Source organism: Streptomyces longisporus (assembly GCF_039532765.1).
GTDB classification, from domain to species: Bacteria; Actinomycetota; Actinomycetes; order Streptomycetales; family Streptomycetaceae; genus Streptomyces; species Streptomyces longisporus.
Genome location: NZ_BAAASG010000002.1, coordinates 1,022,827 through 1,044,197 on the forward strand (window position 1 = coordinate 1,022,827; position 21,371 = coordinate 1,044,197).

At 74.0% G+C, this 21,371-nt stretch carries 2 pseudogenes; both read right to left on the reverse strand.

What is annotated here, in order from left to right:
• Nucleotides 1–99: 99 nt before the first annotated feature.
• Nucleotides 100–14,694, reverse strand: a pseudogene (locus tag ABD355_RS06090) (SDR family NAD(P)-dependent oxidoreductase); the annotation flags it as partial.
• Nucleotides 14,695–14,746: 52 nt separating this feature from the next.
• Nucleotides 14,747–21,352: pseudogene (locus ABD355_RS06095) on the reverse strand (type I polyketide synthase); the annotation flags it as partial.
• Between the last annotated feature and the right edge of the window lie 19 nt (nt 21,353–21,371).

Genomic DNA, 21,371 nt, shown 5'->3' on the forward strand with positions numbered 1-21,371 from the left:
CCATCCCATCAATGGAATTCGGCGGGATTCCTAGAGAACCTCAGGGCCCGGATCGGCCTCCGCGAGTGAATCCGGAAGAATCCCGGAGAGGAAATCGGCCAACGCTGCCGGCGAATAGTAATCATAAACAAATCCCTCGGGCGGTTGCACGCCCAGCTGTCGAATCAGGGTCACCTGCAGTTGCACGGCCGTCATCGACGTCATTCCCAACTCGAACACGTCCGCGTCGGGCCGGATCTGCTCCTCCGTCTCATAGCCGAGGAGTTCGGCGAACTGTCCGCGCAGCAGGTCGACGAGCAGGTCGAGCCGCTTTTCCGACGGCAGGTCCAGCAGCCGTCGCAGCCAGCCCAGGGTGTCGGCTGACGCCTCGTCACCTGCCGGACCGCCGGGCCGCCCGTGCTCGCTCTCGCGGCGCCGCCACGCCGTCAGGCCCGCCAGCACCTCGCTCAGCGGCATGTCCGCGCGCAGCGGCTCGTCGACACCGAGCACGGAGGCCAGTGCGGCCAGGTCGCCGCCCTCCACCGCCGTCCAGAAACGGTCCTCGCCCGCAGCGGCCGCGGGCGGCGTGGCCGCGGGCCGGGGCGCGGCGGGCCAGAACCGCTGACGCTGGAAGGCGTAGGTGGGCAGATCGACGTGCCGCCCGCGGCCCAGCACCGCGAGCCAGTCGACCGCGGCACCGCGGACGTGGGCGGCGGCCAGCGCCGCCGTGACGGCGCCGAGTCCCGATCCGTCGCCGCGCAGCGTCGCGACCACGGCGACGGATCGGGACGGGTCGTCTGCCGCCGCGGGGGCGCGGCCGATCTCGGCGGTGGACGCCAGGGACGGGCCGACCTCGATGCAGAGGCCGTAGCCGCCCCCCGCCAGGGCCTCGGCGAGTTCGGCCACGGGCGCGGCCGGTCGCGGCGGGCGACACCAGTGGCCCGCCCCCATCGCCGCACCGTCGATCCACGCCGCGTCGCGGCCGGAGAAGACCGGCACGCCCTCCGTCCTCGGGGCGATCGCGGACAGTTCGGCCAAGCCCGGGGCGCCGGCGGGCCGGGTGGTGAGCACCGCGATCCTGGCCGCGTCGGCGAGGGACAGCACTCCGGCCACCTGGGCGGCGGCGATCTCGCCCACGCCGTGCCCGGCGACCGCGGCCGGGCGCACACCCGCCGAGCGCCACAGCGCGGCGAGCGACACCATGACCGCCCACTGCACGGGACCGCGCACCTCCGGCCGGTCCACCGCCACGGCGCCTCCGCGTACCGTCTCGCTCAGCTTCCAGTCCGTGAACGGGGCCAGGGCCATGGCGCATTCGGCCATCGAGGCCGCGAAGACCGGAGACTCGTCGAGCAGCCGGGCGGCCGAGGCAAGCCATCCGGGCACGTTCCCGGGCGAGTTGCCGGGCCCGTCGCCCGACGCCTCGTCAGGCCCGTCGCCAGGGAAGAAGAACAGCGCCTTGCGCTCTCCCGCGGCGGTGCCGATGAGCACGTTCCTGGCCGGCACGCCCGCCGCCGCCATGGCCAGCCCGACCAGCAGGGACTCCCGGTCCTCGCCGAGCACGACCGCCCGGTGGTCGAAGGCCGTGCGCAGGGTCAGCGTGCGGCCGACGTCGGCCGGGTCCACGTCCGGCCGGTCCGCGAGGAACGCGCGCAGCCGCGCGGCCTGTGCCCTCAAGGCCTCGTCGGTGCGCCCGGCCAGCACCCACGGCACCACGGCGGGCGCCGGCTCGGCGTCCGCGGGCGGTTCGGGTGCCGGTGCCTCCTCCAGGACGACGTGGGCGTTGGTGCCGCTGATGCCGAAGGAGGAGACGCCCGCGCGGCGCGGACGCTCGCCGGCCGGCCACGGCCGGGCCTCGGTGAGCAGCTGCACATGGCCCTCGGTCCAGTCGATGTGCGGCGACGGCTCGTCCACGTGGAGCGTGGCGGGCAGCAGGCCGTGCTGGAGGGCGAGCACCATCTTGATGACGCCCGCCGCGCCCGCGGCGGCCTGGGTGTGTCCGATGTTGGACTTCACCGTGCCCAGCCAGGCCGGCCGGTCCTGCGGACGGTTCTGGCCGTAGGTGGCCAGCACCGCCTGCGCCTCGATCGGGTCGCCGAGCGTGGTGCCGGTGCCGTGGGCCTCCACGGCGTCGATCTCGTCGGCCCGCAGTCCGGCGTTGGCCAGTGCGGCGCGGATGACGCGCTGCTGCGACGGGCCGTTCGGCGCCGTCAGACCGTTCGACGCACCGTCCTGGTTGATCGCGCTGCCGCGCAGCACCGCCAGCACGCGACGCCCGTTGCGCCGGGCGTCGGAGAGCCGCTCGACGACGAGGAGGCCGGCGCCCTCGGCGAAGCCGGTGCCGTCCGCGTCGGCCGCGAACGCCTTGCACCGCCCGTCCGGCGCCAGCCCGCGCTGCCGGGAGAACTCGACGAAGGTGCCCGGCGTCGCCATGACCGTCACACCGCCGGCCACGGCCAGCGAGCACTCGCCGGACCGCAGCGCCTGCGCGGCCAGGTGCAACGCCACCAGGGCGGACGAGCAGGCGGTGTCGACCGTCATCGTCGGTCCTTCCAGACCGAGGGCGTAGGCCACCCGGCCGGAGAGGATGCTGGTGGCGATGCCGGTCATCAGGTGGCCTTCGGCCCCCGAGTCGGGGTCGGCGAGGACGCTCAGTTCGTAGCCCGAGGTGTAGCCGCCCATGAACGCGCCGGTCCGGCTGCCGCGCAGGGAGACCGGGTCGATGCCGGCCCGCTCGAACGCCTCCCAGGACAGCTCCAGCAGCAGCCGCTGCTGCGGGTCCATCGCCAGGGCCTCCTTCGGGCTGATCCCGAAGAAGCCGGCGTCGAAGGCGCTGGCGTCGTCCAGGAATCCGCCGGCCCGCGTGTACGAGGTGCCCAGGTGCTCGGCGTCCGGGTCGTAGAGGCCGTCCAGGTCCCATCCGCGGTCCGCGGGGAACGTGGTGACCGCGTCCCGTCCCTCGGCGAGCAGCCGCCACAGGTCCTCGGGACCGTCCACGCCGCCGGGGAAGCGGCAGCTCAACCCCACGATCGCGATCGGCTCGTCGGTGGCCGCGGCGGCCGCCGGCGCCATGGCGGCGCCTGCTTCGGTACCGCCGCCCAGCCGTTCGCGCAGGTGCGCCGCGAGCGATATCGGGTTGGGGTAGTCGAAGACGAGGGTGGCGGGCAGCCGCAGTCCGGTGGCCGTGCTCAGCCGGTTGCGGAGCTGGACCGCGGTCAGCGAGTCGAAGCCCAGATCGGTGAAGGCCCGGCCGGGCTCCACGGCGTCCCCGGACGCGTGCCCCAGCACCACCGCCACCTGGGCGCGCACCAGGTCGAGCAGCATCTCGTCCGCGTCCGCTGGGGACAGCGCGGCGAGCTGACGGCGCAGCGAGTCCGCGCCCGGACTTCCGGACGCGGCGCCGCGCCGGGCCGGGGCGCCGCCCAGCGTCCGCCACAGCGCCGGGATCTCGCCGCTGCGGGCGGCCCGCGCACGCAGGTCGGCCAGGTCCATCCGGACCGGGACGAGCACCGCCTCGTCGCGGGCCACCGACACGTCGAACAGGGCCAGGCCCTCAGCCGCGCTGAGCGCGCCGACCCGGCTCATACGGGACCGGGCGACCTCGGTGAGCTGCCCGGTCAGCGCGCTGGTGTCGGCCCACAGGCCCCAGGCCAGCGAGGTGCCCGGCAGTCCCGCGGCCCGGCGCTCGACGGCCAGCGCGTCCAGGAACGCGTTGGCCGCCACATAGTTGCCCTGCCCGGCGACGCCGAAGGTGGCCGCCGCCGAGGAGAACAGGACGAAGTGGTCCAGGTCGAGGTCACGGGTCAGCTCGTGCAGGTGCCAGGCCGCGTCGGCCTTGGGCCGCATGACGGTGTCCAGCCGCTCCGGGGTGAGCGCGGCGATCACGCCGTCGTCCAGCACACCGGCGGCGTGGACGACCGACCTGAGCGGGCGCTCGGCGGGGATCGCCGCCAGCACCGCGGCCAACGCGTCCCGGTCCGCCGCGTCACAGGCCACGACGTCGACGGCCGCGCCGAGCCCGGCGAGTTCGGCCGCCAGCGCGGGGACGTCGACGGCGGCCGGGCCCGAGCGGCTGGTGAGTACCACGCCGGCGGCGCGGCCGGTGGTCACCAGGTGCCGGGCGACCAGTCCGCCGAGCGTGCCCGTGCCGCCGGTCACCAGCACCGAGGGGGCGACGCGCGGGCCGTCGGGGTGTTCAACTGACGCCCCGGCGACAGACGCACGCGTCAGCCGGCGCCCGTAGGCGGCCTCGCCGCGCAGAGCGAGTTCGGGCTCGCCGCTGTCCAGGACGGACGGCAGCAGCGCGGCGGACCGGTCGTCGGCGCCGCCGGCCGGCAGGTCGACCAGGACGATCCGGTCCGGGTTCTCCGCCTGCGCCGAGCGCAACAGGCCCCGGGCGGCGGCGGCAGCGAGGTCTGCGACGCGCTCCCCGGCCGTGGCGGCGACCCCGCCACGGGTGACGACCACCAGCCGGGCGGACTCCAACCGCTCCTCGGCCAGCCAGTCCTGCGCCAGCGCCAGCGCCTCGCCGGTGGCGTACCGGGCGGCTCGCGCCGCGTTGCCGTCGGTCGCGTCGGGCGCCCCGGTGCAGACCAGCACCGCCTGCGGGTCGATCTCGCGGGCCTCGGCTGCGGCGGAGAGTTCCGCCAGGTCGGCGAAGGGCCGCACCTGAACGCCGGTGCCGGCCAACGCCTCGACCAGGCCGAAGCGGTCGGCGCCGACCAGCGCCCACTCCCCCGCCGGGGCGGCACTCTCGGCGAGCGGGGCCCATTCGACGGCGAACAGGGCGTCCGCCAGCCCCGATTCCGTACCCGCCGAGCTGAGTTGATCCGCCGTCACCGCGCGGGTGATCAGCGAGTCCACCGAGACCACCGGGGCACCGGCCGCGTCCACGGCGGCCAGGTTCAGGCTGCCCTGCGCGTCCCGGCGAATTCGCGCCCGCAGCACCGTCGCACCCGCCGCGTACAGCTGCACGCCGGTCCACGCGAACGGCAACCGCACCTCCCCCGCGTCGTCCTGCGCGGCGCCCCCGGGCGCCTCGGCCAGGCCGCTGGCCTGGAGTACGGCGTCGAGCAGCGCCGGGTGCAGGACGAAGCCACCGGCCTCCTGCACCACCGGCTCCGGCAGCGCGACCTCGGCGAACACGTCGCCGTCGCGCCGCCACACCGCCTTCAGCCCCTGGAACACCGGGCCGTACTGGTAGGACGACTCCGGCGCCTGGTACATCCCGCTGATGTCCACGGCACTCGCCCCGCTCGGCGGCCAGACGGCGAACTCCTCACCGGCGCCCACCTCCTGCCCGGTCGGCGCGAGCACGCCCTCGGCGTGCTGGACCCACGTCTCCCCGGCGCCGTCGGTGCGCGCATACACCTCCACCGACCGGCGCCCGTCGACCGCCGCGGCCACCACGACCTGCACCTGGATCCCACCGGACTCCGGTACGACGAGCGGCGCCTGGAGGGTGAGTTCCTCCAGCACACCGCAGCCCACCTGGTCCCCGGCCTGGACCGCCAGTTCCACGAAACCGGTGCCCGGCAGCAGGATCACACCTCCGACGCGGTGATCGGCGAGCCACGGGTGCGACCGCACCGACAGCCGGCCGGTGCACACGACCCCCGCGCCATCGGCCAGCTCCACCACCGCGCTGAGCAGCGGGTGGGCCAGGGAACCCAGGCCCAGCGACGACGCGTCGCCACTCGAAGAGACCGCCGCCTTCGGCCAAAAACTCTCGTGCTGGAAGGCGTACGTCGGCAGTTCTATGCGTTCCGCTGCGGGCAGCACCTTCGTCCAGTCGACGGACGCGCCCTGCACCCACGCCTCGGCCAGCGAGGTCACGATCCGGGCCGCGCTGTCGTCGTCCCGGCGCAGCGTCCCGCACACCGCACCTGGCACAGCACCGGGCCCGGCAGCCCCGGCCGCCTCCTCCAGCGTGTCCGTGATGGCGCCGAACAGCACCGGGTGCGGGGAGACCTCGATGAACACCTGGTGACCCTGCCCGGCCAGCGTCCGCACCGCACGGTCGAAGTGGACGGTGTTGCGGAGGCTGTCGTACCAATACCCGGCGTCCAGCTCCTCGCCGGTCAGCGTCTCACCCGACATCGCCGACACCATCGGCACCCGGCCCCGACGCGGGGAGATCCACGAGAGAACCTCTCGGATCTCCCTCTCCAGACGGTCGACCTGCGGACCGTGCGACGCGTAATCCACCGCCACCAGCCGCGCCCGAACGCCCTCGGCCTCGAACTCAGCCTTCAACTCCTCCAAAGCCTGCGGCTCACCCGACACCACCACCGCCGCCGGACCGTTCACCGCAGCCAGCGCGACCCGGTCGTCCAACCGGCCCTCCACCGTCTCGGCGGACGCGGCAACCGACAGCATCCCGCCCGCACCCGCCAGCACCTTCAACGACCGCGACCGCAACCCCACCACCAGCGCCGCGTCCTCCAGCGACAACATCCCCGCCACCGTCGCCGCCGCAATCTCACCCTGCGAATGACCGACCACGGCCTCCGGCACCACACCCGCCGCCTCCCACACCGCAGCCAGCGACACCATCACCGCCCACAACACCGGCTGCACCACATCAGCCGCCTCCAGCGCCGGAGCACCCTCCACCCCCGCCAGCACATCCATCAGCGACCACTCGACATGAGGCGCCAGTGCCGCCGCGCATTCCGCGAGCCGCGCCGCGAACACCGGGCTCACCTCAACCAGTTCCCGGCCCATACCCAGCCACTGCGAACCCTGGCCCGGGAACACGAACACCGGACGCACTCCGGGCCGTGCCACCCCCGACACCACATCACCACTGGCCACACCCTCGGCCAGACACCCCAAACCCTCCCCGCCCAGCACCACAGCCCGGTGCTCGAACACCGAACGCGACGCCGCCAACGACCACGCCACATCAGCCGGCTCCAGCTCAGGCCGCACGGTCACCCACTCGCGCAGCCGGTACGCCTGCGCCGCGAGACCGGCAGCCGAGCGGCTCGACACCAGCCAGGCATGCGCACCCGACACCACCGGCTCGACCTCACCGGACGACTCGACAGGCACGTCGGCGGGCGCCTCCTCGATGATGATGTGGGCGTTGGTGCCGCTGATGCCGAACGAGGACACGCCCCCTCGGCGCACCCGCTCACCGGCCGGCCACTCCACCGGTTCCGTCAGCAGAGACACCTCACCCGCCGACCAGTCGACGTGCGGCGAGGGCTCGTCGACATGGAGCGTGCGCGGCAACCGCTCGTGCTGCAGGGCCAACACCATCTTCATCACACCCGCCACACCTGCAGCAGCCTGCGTGTGACCAATGTTCGACTTCACCGAGCCCAGCCACAGCGGCCGGCCCTCCGGCCGCTCCTGGCCGTAGGTCGCGAGCAGCGCCTGCGCCTCGATCGGGTCACCCAGCGTCGTACCCGTACCGTGTGCCTCGACGACGTCCACGTCGGCCGGCGTCAGCCGAGCATCGGCCAGCGCGGCTCGGATCACGCGCTGCTGCGACGGACCGTTCGGCGCCGTCAACCCGTTCGACGCACCATCCTGGTTCACCGCACTGCCACGCACCACCGCAAGGACCGGGTGTCCATTGCGCCGGGCGTCCGACAGCCGCTCCACCACGAGCATGCCCACGCCCTCGGCGAAACCCATGCCGTCGGCCTGGGCGGAGAACGCCTTGCAGCGTCCGTCCTCGGCGAGGCCGCGCTGTCTGCTGAAACCGATGAGCCCGTCCGGGGTCGCGATGACGGTGGACCCGCCGGCCAACGCCATCGTGCACTCGCCGCCGCGCAGCGCCTGAACGGCGAGGTGCAGCGCCACCAGAGAGGACGAGCACGCGGTGTCCACCGTGAGTGCCGGGCCCTCCAGACCGAGGGTGTAGGAGACCCGGCCCGACATCACGCTCGTGGCGAATCCGGTGGTCGCGTGGCCCTCGGTGCCCTCGCCTCCCATCGCGACGCCCAGCCCGTAGCTGGAGGCGAAGCCGCCGACGAAGACTCCGGCCGAGGTTCCGCGCAGGGTGTCCGGGTCGATCCCGGAACGCTCCAGCGCTTCCCAGGACACCTCCAGCAGCAGCCGCTGCTGCGGGTCCATGGCCAGGGCCTCACGCGGGCTGATCCCGAAGAAGTCGGCGTCGAAGCCTCGGGCGTCCGAGATGAATCCACCGGAGCGGGTGTAGACGGTGCCCTCGGTGTCGGGGTCGGGGTCGTAGAGCCCCTCGTCCCAGCCCCGGTCGTCCGGGAAGCCGCTGATCGCGTCCGTCCCGGAGACGAGCAACTGCCAGAGGGCGTCGGGATCATCGGCGCTGCCGGGGAGTCGGCACGCCATGCCGACGATGGCGATCGGCTCGTCGTCGGTCGCCGCGGCCGTGCGGACCGGCGGCAGCGCGGCGGGCTGTGTGCCGTCGCCGACGAGTTCGGCCCGCAGGTGGGCGGCGAGCGCGATCGGGCTGGGGTAGTCGAAGACGAGGGTGGCCGGCAGCCGCAGTCCGGTCACGCCGGACAGCCGGTTGCGCATCTCCACGGCGGTCAGCGAGTCGAAGCCCAGGTCGGTGAAGGCCCGGGTGGGCGCGATCGCGTCGACGGTGGCGTGTCCGAGGACGGCGGCGGCGTGCGTGCGGACCAGGTCCATGAGCATCCGCCGGCGGTCCTGTTCGGCCATCCCGGCCAACTGGCGGCGCAGCGAGTCCGCCCCGGCCCCGGTGCTGCCGGAGGCGGCCGTGCGTCGACCGGTGCCGGCGCCGACCAGCGCCCGCCACAGGGGCGGGACCTCGGCGCTGCGGGCGGCCTGGGCTCGCATCCCGGCGATGTCCCACCGGGCCGGGACGAGGACGGCCTCGTCGCGGGCGAGCGCCACGTCCAGCAGGGCCAGGCCCTCCTCGGCGCTCAGCGCGACGGCTCCGCCGCGGTTCATCCGGGCCCGCTCGGCCTCGGTGAGCTGCCCGGTCAGCGCGCTGGTGTCGGCCCACAGGCCCCAGGCGAGCGAGGAGGCGGGCAGGCCCGCTGCACGGCGTCGGGTGGCGAGGGCGTCGAGGAACGCGTTGGCGGCCACGTAGTTGCCCTGGCCGGGGCTGGAGAACACCGAGGACCCGGAGGAGAACAGGACGAAGTGGTCGAGGTCGAGGTGGCGGGTCAGCTCGTGCAGGTTCCAGGCGCCGTCCACCTTGGGCCGCATCACCGCCGCCACCCGGTCCGCCGTCAGCGAGCCGATCGTGCCGTCGTCCAGGACACCCGCGGTGTGGATGACGATGCGCAGCGGGGCCTCGGCCGGGATGCCGGCCAGCAACGTGGCCAGCGCGTCGCGGTCGGCCGCGTCACACGCGGCCACCTGCACCGAGGTGCCCGACTCCGCGAGCTGCGCGACCAATTCGGCCACGCCCGGCGCGCCGGCTCCCGAACGGCTGGTCAGCACCACCGAGTCGGCGCGGCCCGTCGCCGCCAGGTGACGTGCCACCAGGGCGCCCAGCGTGCCCGTGCCGCCGGTGACGAGGGCCGACGCGGCGCCCGTGTGCGGCGCGCTCGGGATCGTCAGGACCATCTTGCCGGTGTGCTTGGCCTGCGACATGAACCGGAACGCCTCCCGCGCCCGCCGCACGTCCCACGCCCGCACCGGCAGCAGCGACAACGCCCCGCCGGCCATCAGCGCACTGATCCGGCCGAGCATCTCGCCGAGGCCCTCGGGACCGGCCTCCGCCAGGTTGAACGGTCGGTACGTCACGCCGGGGTGCTCCGCCGCCACCGTGTCCGCGTCGCGCAGATCGGTCGCGCCCATCTCGACGAAGGCCCCGCCGCGCGGCAGCAACCGCAGCGACGCGTCGATCAGCTCACCGGTCAGCGAGTTGACGACCACGTCCACGCCACCGGTCGCCTCCAGGAACCGAGCCTCGAAGCCTGCGTCCCGCGACGACGCGATGTGCCCGGCGTCCAACCCCATCAGCTCCAGCACCGGCCACTTCGCCGGGCTCGCTGTCGCGAACACCTCGGCGCCCAGGTGCCGCGCTATCTGCACGGCGGCCATGCCCACGCCACCGGCGCCCGCGTGGATCAGCACCCGCTGACCGGCACGGACACCCGCCAGCTCGACCAGCGCGTACCAGGCCGTCATGAAGGCGACCGGGACGGAGGCCGCGTCCGTGAAGGACCAGCCGTCCGGGATGCGCACCACCTGTCGGGCGTCGGTGACGGCCAGCGGGCCGAACCCGCCTGCCGCCACGCCCATCACCCGGTCGCCGACCGCAAGGCCATCGACCCCGGGCCCGGTCTCGACCACGACACCGGCGACCTCGCTGCCCATCAGCCCGCCGCCCGGGTACATGCCCAGACTGATCAGCACATCCTTGAAGTTCAGGCCGGCCGCCCGCACCGCGATCCGCACCCAGCCGTCCGGCAGCGGGCCGTCCACGTCCCCCGCCGCCGCCAGCCGCAGCCCCTCCAGCGAGCCGGTCTCGTCCGGCGTCAGCCGCCACGCGCCCCCGGGCGCCACCAGGTCGCCGGACGGGCGGATCAGACGCCTGCCGTACGCGACCGCGTCGCGCAGGGCGAGTTCGGGCTCGCCGCTGTCCAGGACGGACGGCAGCAGCGCGGCGGACCGGTCGTCGGCACCGCCGGCCGGCAGGTCGGCCAGCACGATCCGGCCCGGGTTCTCCGACTGCGCGGAACGCAGCAGACCACGAGCCGCCGCCGCCGCAAGGTCGACGACGCCCTCACTTCCGGACGCGGCGACGCCGCCCCGGGTGACCACGACGAGCCGGGCTTCCTCGAACCGCTCCTCGCCGAGCCACCGCTGTACCAGCGCCAGCGCCTCGCCGGTGGCCTCCTGTGCCGCCCGCGCCGCGTCGGCGCCGTTCGGCTGCCCGGTACCGGCGCATGCCAGCACCACGCCGGGAGCGAACTCCGCCGCCTCGGCCAGCTCGGCCAGGTCGGCGAAGGGCCGCACCTGAACGCCGGTGCCGGCCAGCGCCTCGACCAGGCCGAAGCGGTCGGCGCCGACCAGCGCCCATTCCCCCGCCGGGGCGGCGGGTGCCGACTCGGGGACGGGCACCCAGTCCATCGCGAACAGGGCGTCCGCCAGCCCGGATTCCGTGCCGGCCGAGCGGAGTTGATCCGCCGCCACCGCGCGGGTGATCAGCGAGGCCACCGTAACCACCGGGGCACCGGCGACGTCCACAGCCGTGAACGACAGGCTGCCCTGCTCGTCCCGGCGGATCCGCGCCCGCAGGACGGACGCGCCGGTGGCGTGCAGCTGTACGCCGGTCCAGGCGAACGGCAACCGCACCTCCCCCGCGTCGTCCTGCGCGGCGCCCCCGGGCGCCTCGGCCAGCGCGCCCGCCTGGAGCACCGCGTCCAGCAGCGCCGGGTGCAGACCGAAGGCGGTGGCCTGCGAAGCCTCGTCCTGCGCCAACGCGACCTCGGCGTACACCTCGCCGTCGCGCCGCCACACCGCCTTCAGCCCCTGGAACACCGGGCCGTACTCGTACGACGCCGCCCCCAGCGCCTGGTACATGCCGCCGACGTCCACCGCGTCGGCCCCGCTCGGCGGCCAGACGGCCCACTCCTCACCGGCGTCGACGGCCCGGCCGGCCGGCACGAGCACGCCGGTGGCGTGCCGGATCCACGTCTCCCCGGCGCCATCGGTCCGCGAATACACCTCCACCGACCGGCGCTCGCCGGCCTCCTCGACCCCCACCGCCACCTGCACCTGAACACCCGCGCCGCCGTCCGGTACGACGAGCGGCGCCTGGAGGGTGAGTTCCTCCAGCACACCGCAGCCCACCAGGTCGCCCGCCTGGACCGCCAGTTCCACGAAACCGGTGCCCGGCAGCAGGATCACCCCGCCGACGCGGTGATCGGCCAGCCACGGGTGCGACCGCACCGACAGACGCCCGGTGCACACCACTCCCGCGCCATCGGCCAGCTCCACCACCGCGCTGAGCAGCGGGTGGGCCAGGGAACCCAGGCCCAGTGACGACGCGTCGCCGCCTGAGGCCATTACCGCCTTCGGCCAGTAGCGCTCGTGCTGGAAGGCGTACGTCGGCAGTTCTATCCGTTCCGCTGCGGGCAGCACCTTCGTCCAGTCGACGGACGCGCCCTGCACCCACGCCTCGGCCAGCGAGGTCACGATCCGGGCCGCGCTGTCGTCGTCCCGGCGCAGCGTCCCGCACACCGCACCCGGCACAGCACCGATCTCGGCGACCTCTTCCAGCGTGTCCGTGATGGCGCCGGTGAGGACCGGGTGCGGGGAGACCTCGATGAACACCTGGTGACCCTGCCCGGCCAGGGTCCGGACGGCGGAGGCGAAGTGGACGGTGTTGCGGAGGCTGTCGTACCAGTACCCGGCGTCCAGCTCCTCGCCGGTCAGCGTCTCACCCGACATCGCCGACACCATCGGCACCCGGCCCCGACGCGGAGAGATGCACGAGAGAACCTCTCGGATCTCCGCCTCCAGACGGTCGACCTGCGGACCGTGCGACGCGTAATCCACCGCCACCAGCCGCGCCCGAACGCCCTCGGCCTCGAACTCAGCCCTCAGCTCCTCCAAAGCCTGCGGCTCACCCGACACCACCACCGCCGCCGGACCGTTGACGGCTGCCAGCGCGACCCGGTCGTCCATCCGGCCCTCCACCGTCTCGGCGGAGGCGGCAACCGACAGCATGCCGCCCGCGCCCGCCAGCACCTTCAACGACCGCGACCGCAACGCCACCACCCGCGCGGCGTCCTCCAGCGACAACATCCCCGCCACCGTCGCCGTCGCAATCTCACCCTGCGAATGACCGACGACAGCGTCCGGCACCACACCCGCCGCCTCCCACACCGCAGCCAGCGACACCATCACCGCCCACAACACCGGCTGCACCACATCAGCCGCCTCCAGCGCCGGAGCACCCTCCACCCCCGCCAGCACATCCATCAGCGACCACTCGACATGAGGCGCCAGTGCCGCCGCGCATTCCGCGAGCCGCGCCGCGAACACCGGGCTCACCTCAACCAGTTCCCGGCCCATACCCAGCCACTGCGAACCCTGCCCCGGGAACACGAACACCGGACGCACTCCGGGCCGTGCCACACCCGACACCACATCACCACTGGCCACACCCTCGGCCAGACACCCCAAACCCTCCCCGCCCAGCACCACAGCCCGGTGCTCGAACACCGAACGCGTCGCCGCCAGAGACCACGCCACATCGGCCGGCTCCAGCTCAGGCCGCACGGTCACCCACTCGCGCAGCCGGTCCGCCTGCGCCGCGAGACCGGCAGCCGAGCGGCTGGACACCAGCCAGGCATGCGCACCCGACACCACGGGGGCCACCGGCGCCGTCGTCGGTTCAGGCTCGTCGGACGGGTCGACCGCGGGCGCCTCCTCCAGGATGACGTGGGCGTTGGTGCCGCTGATGCCGAAGGAGGAGACGCCCGCGCGGCGGGGTCGCTCGCCGGGCTGCCACGGCCGGGCCTCGGTGAGCAGCCGTACGTGGCCCTCGGTCCAGTCGATGTGCGGGGAGGGCTCGTCGGCGTGCAGGGTGCGCGGCAGTTGCTCGTGCTGCAGCGCCAGCACCATCTTGATCACGCCGGCCACACCGGCCGCCTGCTGAGGGTGCCCGATGTTGGACTTCACCGAGCCCAGCCACAGCGGACGGTCCTCCGGCCGGTCCTGGCCGTAGGTCGCGAGCAGCGCCTGCGCCTCGATCGGGTCGCCGAGCGCGGTGCCCGTGCCGTGCGCCTCGACGACGTCCACGTCGGTCGCCGCCACGTGCGCGTTGGCCAGGGCGGCGCGGATGACCCGCTGCTGGGAGGGGCCGTTGGGCGCGGTCATGCCGTTGGAGGCGCCGTCCTGGTTGATCGCCGAGCCGCGTATCACGGCGAGGACCGGGTGGCCGTTGCGCTGGGCGTCGGACAGCCGCTCCAGCACCAGCATGCCCACGCCCTCGCCCATGCCCATGCCGTCGGCCTGGGCGGAGAACGCCTTGCATCGTCCGTCCTCGGCGAGGCCGCGCTGCCGGGAGAAGCCGATGAAGCCCAGGGGCGAGGCCATCACCGTGACACCGCCGACCAGCGCGAGCGAGCACTCCCCGGAGCGCACGGCCTGGGCCGCGATGTGCAGGGCCACCAGCGAGGAGGAGCACGCGGTGTCGATGGACACGGCGGGCCCCTGCAGGCCGAGCAGGTACGAGATGCGGCCTGACATCACACTGGCCGCGCCTCCGGTCGTCAGGTGTCCCTCGATGCCTTCGACGCTCCGCAGACCGGGGTGGCCCACGTAGTCGGTAGGGGCCACGCCGACGAAGACACCGGTCGTCGAGCCGCGCAGGGAGGCGGGGGTGACTCCCGCGCGCTCGAGCGCCTCCCACGACGCTTCGAGGAGCAGCCGCTGCTGCGGGTCCATGGCGAGGGCCTCGCGCGGGCTGATCCCGAACAGTCCGGCGTCGAAGTCCGCCGCGCCGTCGAGGAACCCGCCCTCGATCACGTAGGAAGTGCCCTGGTGGTCGGGGTCCGGGTCGTACACGCTCTCGGTGTCCCAGCCCCGGTCGGTGGGGAAGCCGGAGATGGCGTCACCGCCCGCGCCCAGCAGCTCCCACAGCTCCTCGGGCGTGGTCACCCCGCCCGGGAGCCGGCAGCTCATGCCGACGATGGCCACGGGTGCGGACGACGCCTCGACAAGCAGGCGGTTGCGCTGCCGGAGGCGCTCCGTCTCCTTGACGGAGGCCCGCAGCGCTTCCAGGAGCTTGTCAGGTGTTCCGGTCATCGCTTCCTCCACGCGCACGCGCCGACATTCAGAGACTTCATTCCGACTCGCCGTCCAGGGCCATGCGGATCAGGCTCTCGGCATCGAGAGCGTCGATGTCCTCGACCGTGTCGGACGCCAGGGCTTCTTCGCGGACGCCCGCGAGCTGCATCAGGGCCTCCATCAGCCCCGCCTCGCGGAAGCGGGCCAGCGGCACGGTCGCGAGCGCCTTGCGGAGCGTCGACTCGGCGGGGTCCGGCGCGTCCGCCCGAGCGCTGTCGCCGAACTTCGGCGCCAGCTTCTGCCCGAGGAACACCGCCAGTTCGGCCGGGTTGGGGTAGTCGAAGACGAGGGTGGCCGGAAGCCGCGTCCCGGTCGCAGCGCTCAGCCTGTTGCGCAGTTCGACGGCGGTCAGCGAGTCGAAGCCCAGGTCGGTGAAGGCCCGGGTGGTCTCGACCGCGCCGGCGGAGGCGTGTCCGAGGACGGCCGCCGCGTGGGCGCGGACCAGGTCGACGAGCCGCGCCTCCCGTTCCTGCTCGGACAGGCCGGCCAGTTCCCGGTGCAGCGCCTCCGGCCCGGCCGGGATGCTGCCGGACGCCGCCGCCCGTCGGCCGGTGCCCGCGCCGACCAGTGCCCGCCACAGCGGCGGGACCTCGGCGCTGCGCGCGGACTGGGCGCGCAGGCCGGCCAGGTCGAGCCGGGCCGGGACGAGGACGGCCTCGTCGCGGGCGAGCGACGCGTCCAGCAGGACCAAGCCCTCCTCGGCGCTCAGTGCGCTGATGCCGCCGCGGTTGATCCGGGCCCGCTCGCTGTCCGTGAGCTGCCCGGTCAGCGCGCTGGCCTCGGCCCACAGGCCCCAGCACAGCGAGGTCGCCGGCAGACCGGCGGCCCGGCGGTCGGCTGCCAGCGCGTCGAGGAACGCGTTGGCGGCCACGTAGTTGCCCTGGCCGGGGCTGGAGAACGCCGCCGCCGCCGAGGAGAACAGGGCGAAGTGGTCCAGGTCCAGGTGGCGGGTCAGCTCGTGCAGGTTCCAGGCGCCGTCCGCCTTGGGCCGCATCACCGCCGCCACCCGATCCGCCGTCAGCGATCCGATCGTGCCGTCGTCCAGGACACCGGCCGTGTGTACGACGGTCCGCAGCGGAGCCTCGGCCGGGATGTCGGCCAGCACCTTCGCCAGCCCGTCCCGCTCGGCCGCGTCACACGCCACCACACGCACCGACGTCCCCAGACCCGCCAACTCCGCGGCCAGCCCGGCCACGCCCGGTGCACCCGCCCCCGAACGGCTGGTCAGCACCACGCTGTCGGCCCGACCCGTCTCCACCAGGTGACGCGCCGTCAGGCCACCGAGCGTGCCGGTACCGCCGGTCACCAGGGCCGTCCGCGCGGCCGCCGGAGGCGACAGCTGCGCGGCCACGGGGGTCGCCGGGACCGTCAGCACCATTTTGCCGGTGTGCCGGGCCTGCGACATGAACCGGAACGCCTCCCGCGCCCGCCGCACATCCCACGCCCGCACCGGCAGCAGCGACAACGCCCCGCCCGCCATCAACTCACCGATCCGCGCGAGCATCGCCCCGATGCCCTCCGGCCCCGCCTCGGCCAGGTTGAACGGCCGATACGCCACGCCCGGATGCTCCGCCGCCACCGTGTCCGCGTCGCGCAGATCCGTCGCGCCCATCTCCACGAACGCCCCACCACGCGGCAGCAGCCGCAACGACGCGTCGATCAGCTCACCGGCAAGCGAGTTGACCACCACGTCCACACCCGCACCGCCCGTCACCTCCAGGAACCGGGCCTCGAAGTCCGCATCCCGCGACGACGCGATGTGCTCCGCATCCAGCCCCATCCCCGCCAGCACCGGCCACTTCGCCGCACTCGCCGTCGCGAACACCTCCGCGCCCAAGTACCGCGCGATCTGCACGGCGGCCATGCCCACACCACCGGCACCCGCGTGAATCAGCACCCGCTGCCCCGCGCGTACCTCGGCCAACTCGTTCAGCGCGTACCAGGCCGTCATGAAGGCGCTGGGCACCGATGCGGCCTCGGCGTAGGTCCACAGTTCCGGCACGCGCACCAGCTGCCGGGCGTCGGTGACGACCAGCGGGCCGAAGCCGCCGGCCGCCACACCCATCACCCGGTCGCCGACCGCCAGAGCAGTCACCTCGGGCCCGGTCTCGACCACGACACCGGCGACCTCACTGCCCATCACCCCGCCGCCCGGGTACATTCCCAGCGCGATCAGCACGTCCCGGAAGTTCAGGCCCGCGGCCTTCACGGCCACCCGGACGTGCCCGGCGGGCACGGCACCGACCGCTTCCGGCGCGGCCGCCAACTGCAGCCCCTCCAGTGAGCCGGTCTCGTCCGGCACCAGGCGCCACGCGCCCTCCGGCACCGCGAGGTCGCCGCACGGGCGGATCAGCCTCCTGCCGTAGGCGGTCATGCCGCGAACGGCGAGTTCCGCCTCGCCGTCGGCCAGTGCCGTCGGCAGCACGGCCGCCGACCGGTCGTCGGCGCCGCCGGCCGGCAGGTCGGCCAGGACGATGCGGCCCGGGTTCTCCGACTGCGCCGAGCGCAGCAGCCCCCAGACCGCGGCCGCCGTCAGATCCGCGACGCGTTCGCCGGCCGAGGCGGCCACGCCGCCGCGCGTGACGACCAGCAGGCAGGCCGATTCCAGACGCTCCTCGCCGATCCAGTCCTGCGCCAGGTCCAGCGCCTCGTCGACCGCCCGGCGCGCGGCCTCGGCCGGACCGACGTCGGGTTCGGATGCCGTCGGCGGTGTGCCCGCGCAGGCGAGCACGATCCGCGGGTCGATCTCGTGAGCCTCGGCGGCGGCAGCGAGTTCGGCCAGGTCCGCGAACGGCCGCACCGGCACACCGCCGCCTTCCAGCGCCTCGACCAGGCCGAACCGGTCGACGCCGACCAGCGCCCACTCCCCGGCCGGGACGGCGGTCTCGGCGAGCGGAGCCCAGTCGATGGTGAACAGCGCGTCCGCCGGCCCGGCTTCGGCCGCCCGCAGTTGCTCGGTCGTCACCGCGCGCGTGATCAGCGAGGCCACCGAGACCACCGGAGCGCCGGTGCCGTCCGCGGCGGCCAGGGCCAGGCTGCCCTGCTCGTCCCGGCGGATGCGAGCCCGTAGGAGGGATGCGCCGGAGGCGTGCAGCTGCACGCCGGTCCAGGCGAACGGCAACCGTACCCGGCCAGGTTCACTCTCCGCCCCGCCGGCCAGGGACGCGGCATGCAGCACCGCGTCGAGCAACGCCGGGTGCAGCCCGAATGCCGTGGCCTCCGAGGCCAGGTCCTCCGGCAAGGCGACTTCGGCGAAGACGTCCTGGCCGGACCGCCACACCGCCTTCAACCCCTGGAACGCCGGACCGTAGCCATACCCGTCCGACTCCATCGCGTCGTACATGCCGCTGATGTCCACCGCACTCGCACCCTGCGGCGGCCACACCGCGAACTCCTCGTCGGTGGCGACCGCCCGCCCGGTCGGCGCCAGCACACCGCCGGCGTGCCGGACCCAGGACTCCTGGGAGCCGTCGGGCCGCGAGAAGACCTCCACGGTGCGCCGCCCGTCACCGTCCGCCGCGGCCACCACGACCTGCACCTGTACGCCGCCGGACTCCGGCACGACGAGCGGTGCCTGCAGCGTGAGTTCCTCCAGTACGCCGCAGCCGGCCTGGTCCCCGGCCTGGACGACCAGCTCCACGAAGCCGGTGCCCGGCAGCAGGATCACCCCGCCGACCCGGTGATCGGCCAGCCACGGCTGCGTCCGCACCGACAGCCGACCCGTACACACCACCCCGGCGCCATGGGCGAGCTCGACCGCCGCACCCAGCAGTGGATGGCTCACCGCTCCGAGTCCCAGCGACGACGCGTCACCACCGGCCGACACCGCCACCTTGGGCCAGTAGCGCTCATGCTGGAAGGCGTACGTGGGCAGTTCGACGCGTCGCCCGGCGGGCAGCACCTTCGTCCAGTCCACGGCCGCACCGTGCACCCACGCCTCGGCCAGCGAGGTGAGCATCCGGGCCGCACTGTCGTCATCGCGCCGCAGCGTCCCGCAGACCGCGCCGACGACCGCACCGGCACCCGACTGCTCGGCCACCTCCTCCAGCGTCTCGCCCAACGCTCCCAGCAGCACCGGGTGAGGCGTCACCTCGATGAAGACCTGATGCCCCTGCCCGGCCAGCACCCGCACCGCCCGGTCGAAGTACACCGGGTTGCGCAGGCTGTCGTACCAATAGCCCGCGTCCAACTCCTCGCCGGTCAGCACCTCACCCGACATCGCCGACACCATCGGCACCCGGCCACGACGCGGAACGATCCCTGACAACACCTCACGGATCTCCGCCTCCAACCGGTCCACCTGCGCACTGTGCGAGGCGTAATCCACCGCCACCAGCCGCGCCCGCACCCCCTCCGACTCGAACTCCGCCCGCAGCTCCTCCAGCGCCCGCGGCTCACCCGACACCACCACCGCCGCCGGACCGTTCACCGCCGCCAACGACAACCGCTCACCCCACCGGCCCAACCGCTCGCCGACAACCTCGGCAGAGGCCGCCACCGACAGCATCCCGCCCGCACCCGCCAACGCCTTCAACGACCGCGACCGCAACGCCACCACCCGCGCCGCATCCTCCAGGCTGAGCATCCCGGCCACGGTCGCCGCGGCGATCTCGCCCTGCGAATGCCCCACCACCGCATCCGGAGCAACCCCCGCCGCCTCCCACACCGCCGCAAGCGACACCATCACCGCCCACAGAGCCGGCTGCACCACATCAGCCGCCTCCAACCCCGGCGCACCCTCCACCCCCGCCAGCACATCCGCCAACGACCAAGAAACGTACGGCGCCAACGCCGCCGAACACTCCGCCAACCGCGCCGCGAACACGGGACTCGATCCGGCCAGGCCACGCCCCATCCCCACCCACTGCGAACCCTGACCCGGGAAGACGAACACCGTCCGCGCCTCGGGCCGCACCGTGCCGGACACCACGGAGCCGCTCGGCACCCGGTCGGCCAGACTCCCCAGACCCGCCACCAGCTCGCCGCTGTCGCCGCCCACCACCACAGCACGGTGCTCGAAAGGCACCCGCGTGGTCGCCAACGACCACGCCACATCAACCGGCTCCAACTCCGGCCGCTCACCCACCCACGCCCGCAACCGACCCGCCTGTGCCGTCAGTGCGTCGGCGGACCGGGCGGACATCAGCCACGCGTTCGCGCCCATGACGACGGGGGCATCGGCCGCTGCGTCCGCCGCCGCGGCGGAGGCCTCCGAAGGCGTGGCCGCGCCCAGCGCCGCGCCTTCGGACCCGGCTGCCGGGGCCTCTTCCAGGATGATGTGGACGTTCGTGCCGCTACCGCCGAACGACGAGACACCCGCGCGGCGGACCCGGTCGCCGGCGGGCCACGGAACCGGCTCGGTCAGCAGCTCCACCTGCCCGGCCGACCAGTCCACGTGGGGCGTCGGCTCGCTCACGTGCAACGTCCGGGGCAGTTCCTCGTGCTTGAGGGCCAGTACCAGCTTGATCACACCGGCGACACCTCCGGCCGCCTGGGTGTGACCGGTGTTGGACTTCACCGAACCCAGCCACAGCGGGTGGCCGTCCGGCCGCTCCTGTCCGTAGGTGGCCAGCAGCGCCTGCGCCTCGATCGGGTCGCCGAGCTTGGTGCCGGTGCCGTGCGCCTCGACGACGTCCACGTCGGCGGCCGACAGGTGGGCGCCGGCCAGCGCGGCCCGTATGACCCGCTGCTGTGACGGGCCGTTCGGCGCGGTCAGGCCGTTCGACGCACCGTCCTGATTCACCGCGGATCCGCGGATGAGCGCGAGGACACGGTGCCCGAGCCGCCGCGCGTCCGACAGCCGCTCGACGGCGATCAGGCCGGCGCCCTCGGCCCAGCCGGTGCCTGCGGCGTCCGCGGAGAACGCGCGGCAGCGGCCGTCCGAGGAAAGACCCTGCTGCCGGGAGAACTCCACGAAGTTGCCGGGGTTCGCCAGGACCGTCACGCCGCCGGTCAGGGCGAGGGTGCACTCGCGGTTCCAGAGCGACTGGAAGGCCAGGTGCATCGCCAGCGCGGACGACGAGCACGCCGTGTCCACCACGAAGGCGGGCCCTTCCAGGCCCATCGTGTACGAGACCCGGCCGGCGATCACCGCGGGCAGGTTGCCGGTCATGATGTGGCCGGCGAAGGCCTCCCCGCCCTCGTCCGAGAGTTCCAGGTTGACCGCGTAGTTCGAGGTGAAACCGCCGACGAAGACACCGGTCCGGCTGCCGCGCAACGTCTCCGCGTTGATCCCCGCATGCTCCAGCGCCTCCCACGCCACCTCGAGGGTCAGCCGCTGCTGCGGGTCCATCGCGACCGCCTCACGCGGGCTGACTCCGAAGAACCCGGCGTCGAATCCGCTCGCGTCCCGCAGGAAGCCGCCGGAGTCGGTGATCGACTTGCCGGTCTCCTGGTCCGGGTCGTAAAGGCCGTCCAGGTCCCATCCGCGGTCGGTCGGGAAGGGTCCCACCCCGTCGACGCCCGCGGCCATCATGTCCCAGAACTCCTCCGGACTGTCCGCACCGCCAGGGAACCGGCAGGCCATACCGACGATCGCCAGCGGCTCGTGCTCGCCGGCCTCGAGTCGGCGAAGGCGCTGGCGCGTCTCCTGGAGGTCGGCGGCGGCCTTCTTGAGGTAT